The following is a 2,849-nucleotide window of genomic DNA, read 5'->3' as shown; positions in this document are numbered from 1 at the left end:
GGCCGAAGCGGCGGATGGCGAAGCGGACCAGGGTCAGGTTGAGTTCGATGAGGGTGGCGCGGACGTAGCTGAACTCGCGGGTGCCCTCCTCCAGGCCCGCCAGGCGGCGCAGCAGCACGCGGCTGAGCTCGCGGGCGTCGGCGGGGCTGGCGTTGGCAGGGTCCGCGAGCGCGTCCAGGGCGGATTCGGAACGCGGGTCCACACCGAGGGCGTCGGCCCCGAAGGCCGAGGGCGCTCCGATCGGCTCGGAGGTCACCGCAGCGGGTGCGGACAGAAGGAGTTCATCAGTGGGCACAGGCATGCCTTTCCTTTCCTCGTCTCCGGCCGGTCCGTCCCCGGGTACCCGGCCGGCCGGAGGTCATGCCTGGCAGACGTGTGAAGTTTCCGTGACGCCGGTCACGGGGTGGGGGAACGGAACACGGGACGACGGTTGCGTGCATGCCCGCCCGGCGAGGGGGCAGGCGGGGTGCGGACGCGGACCGCAGTCGGGCGGCCGCACCCGGTGAGGAGGAACACCATGGGCCGGATCGAGGAATCCGTGGAGATCGACGCCCCGATCGAGGCGGTCTACCGCGCGTGGACCGAGCGCGAGTCGCTGCCCGCCTGCATGCGCGGCGGCGCGGACCGCGGGGCCGCCGCCACCGAGGTGGTGCCGCTGGACCGGATCGCCTGGAGCGGCGGCGAGGGCCGGCCCGGGCACTCCGGGGTGGTGACCTTCCACCGCGGGACGGACGCCGGTGCGGACAGCACCCGGGTGATGCTTCAGCTGGACACCGAGCCGCACGGCCTCTGGGACCACCTGGTGGAGGGGCTCGGCTTCACCGACCGGCACGTGATCGACGAACTCGCCGCGTTCAAGGAGGACGTCGAACGGCGCGGGCCCGGGCTGGCCGCCTGAGCGGGGCCGACGGCTTCCCGGCCGGGGCCCGGCGGCTTCGGGTCCGGCGGCTTCGGGCCTGGCTTCGGGTTCGGCGGCTCCGGGCTCGGCTTCGGGTTCGGCGGCTCCGGGCTCGGCTTCGGGTTCGGCGGCTTCGGGTTCAGCGGCGGGCGAGTCGCCGCTCGCCGCCCGCGCCGGTGGCGTAGTCCAGCTGGTAGTGCGCGAACACCTCGGGCTCCTGCTCGGCGGCGAGCACCCCGTCGGTGTCGATGGACGGCGCGTTCTTCACGTCGCCGCGCCCGAACGGGACCCGGACGTAGCCCGGCCCGACCACCGCGTTCGCGATCGGGACGAACACCAGGCGCTTTTGCAGGCCGAGCACGCTCACCGTGACGGTGGCGAAGAACGGCAGGTCGGTGGCGGTGTCGACGTAGATGTTCTCCAGGGAGCCGATCTTCTTGCTGTCCTGGTCGACCACGTCCTGACCGCGCCACTCGCGGATGTCGGCGATCTCGATCATTGACGGCCTCCGTTGGCTGGACGGCCCGGGGACGGTCCGCCGGCCGGACAACCCCGGGACGCGACCGTCCGGGATGGGACGGTCCGACCCGTCCATGGTCACCGACGGTGCTCGGGGCCGCCTGTCCGGGCCGTCCCGTCCGGCGAGAGCAGCAGGTCGGCCAGCTCGTCGAGCAGCTCGGCGACCCGGCGGGCCCCGTCCGGGTCGGGGACCGCCCTGGCGATGACCGGCTCGGCGGGACGGGCCACCCGGGCCCGGATGTAGCCGCGGGCGAGCTCGGAGGCGCGCAGCAGGGTCCGGCGGCCGTCCGCCGGGTCCGGCGCGGCGTCCAGCAGGCCGCGCTCGCGCAGCCGGGCGACGGAGGTGGAGACGTGGCTCTGCGCGAAGCCGGTGCGGACCCGGATGTCCTGCACGGAGGTGTCCGGGTGCCGGTACACGTCGGAGATCACCGCGATCTCGGCGGGGGAGAGGGTCGCCGAGGCGTGGTCGGTGACCATCTCCCGGCCGAGCTCGGTCAGCCGCTTGCCCAGCCGCAGAAGTCGTACGCCGTCCATGGGCGGGAGGATACATCTTCACAGATGCATCGGTGCCGATGTAGTTTTCCGGCATGACGACCCAAGAGCCGGTCCGCCCCGGCCCGTCCACCGCCGAACCCGCGCCCGCTGCCGAACAGCCGCCCGCCGCCGAGCAGTTGAGCCCGGTCTCCCGCACCGCGCTCGCCGTCGCCCGGGCCCGCGCCTACGAGAGCGCACAGCCCGACCCGCTGTTCGTCGACCCCTACGCGCTCGCCTTCGTCACCGCCGCCGGCGCGCCGCCGCGCCCGTCCGCCGCGCGGATCGGGCCGCTCGCCCGCCGGCTGCTGGTGCACGCCGTGCTGCGCACCCGCCACTACGACGACCGGCTGCTCGCCGCCGGCGTCCACCAGGTCGTGCTGCTCGCCGCCGGACTCGACACCCGCGCCCATCGGCTGCCCTGGCCGGACGGCACCCGCCTGTTCGAACTCGACCTGCCGCCGGTGCTCGCCTTCAAGGAGCGGGTCCTCGCCGAGCAGGGCGCCCGGCCCCGCTGCGAGCGGGTCGCACTGCCCGCCGACCTCACCGACCCGACCTGGCCCGACCGGCTGCGGGCGGCCGGCTTCGACCCCGGGCAGCCCACCGCCTGGCTCGCCGAAGGGCTGCTGGTCTACCTCGACGCCGAACAGGCCGCCCAACTGTTCACCGCTATCGGCGAGTTGTCCGCGCCCGGCAGCCGACTGCTGGTCGAACAGGGCCGCGACACCAGCCGCACCCCGCAGGAGGAGGGCCTCACCGACATGACCGCCCTGTGGCGCGGCGGCCTCGGCCCCGGCACCGCCGACTGGCTCGACGCCCACGGCTGGACCACCCGCCACACCTCCCGCGAGGAACTCGCCGCCGCCCACGCCCGCCCGCTGCCGCCCGCCCCCGGCGGCGG

The 2,849-nt window shown here is 74.9% G+C and carries 4 protein-coding genes and 1 pseudogene; 2 read left to right on the top strand and 3 right to left on the bottom strand.

The features are described 5' to 3' along the window. Positions 1-301: pseudogene (locus tag ACWEMJ_RS34025) on the bottom strand (RNA polymerase sigma factor SigF); the annotation flags it as partial. A 216-nt stretch (positions 302-517) separates the two neighbouring features. Between ACWEMJ_RS34025 and ACWEMJ_RS34020 the strand changes: the two are divergent. Then, the gene (locus ACWEMJ_RS34020) at positions 518-898 is read left to right on the top strand and encodes an SRPBCC family protein (RefSeq protein WP_452141008.1); all 381 of its coding nucleotides are present in this window, start codon (positions 518-520) and stop codon (positions 896-898) included. A 139-nt stretch (positions 899-1,037) separates the two neighbouring features. On the opposite strand, the gene ACWEMJ_RS34015 is transcribed toward ACWEMJ_RS34020, so the two are convergent. After that, on the bottom strand, positions 1,038-1,397 hold the full coding sequence (locus tag ACWEMJ_RS34015; protein ID WP_452141007.1) for a PRC-barrel domain-containing protein: 360 nt from the start codon (positions 1,395-1,397) through the stop codon (positions 1,038-1,040). Between the two features lie 98 nt (positions 1,398-1,495). Next, positions 1,496-1,951, bottom strand: coding sequence for a MarR family transcriptional regulator (locus tag ACWEMJ_RS34010; RefSeq protein WP_452141006.1), 456 nt, complete (start codon positions 1,949-1,951; stop codon positions 1,496-1,498). Between the two features lie 53 nt (positions 1,952-2,004). Between ACWEMJ_RS34010 and ACWEMJ_RS34005 the strand changes: the two genes are divergently transcribed. Continuing rightward, the coding region (locus tag ACWEMJ_RS34005; RefSeq protein WP_452141005.1) for an SAM-dependent methyltransferase at positions 2,005-2,849 on the top strand (845 nt) is incomplete at its 3' end.

It is taken from the genome of Kitasatospora sp. NPDC004531 (genome assembly GCF_053602195.1).
Note: the sequence above shows the minus strand (reverse complement) of the source record. Positions and strands in the feature narration are given on the sequence as shown.

Coding starts and splice junctions, on each gene's coding strand:
- ACWEMJ_RS34020 (WP_452141008.1), top strand. CDS start 518: ATGGGCCGGATCGAGGAATCCGTGGAGATCGACGCCCCGATCGAGGCG.
- ACWEMJ_RS34015 (WP_452141007.1), bottom strand. CDS start 1,397: ATGATCGAGATCGCCGACATCCGCGAGTGGCGCGGTCAGGACGTGGTC.
- ACWEMJ_RS34010 (WP_452141006.1), bottom strand. CDS start 1,951: ATGGACGGCGTACGACTTCTGCGGCTGGGCAAGCGGCTGACCGAGCTC.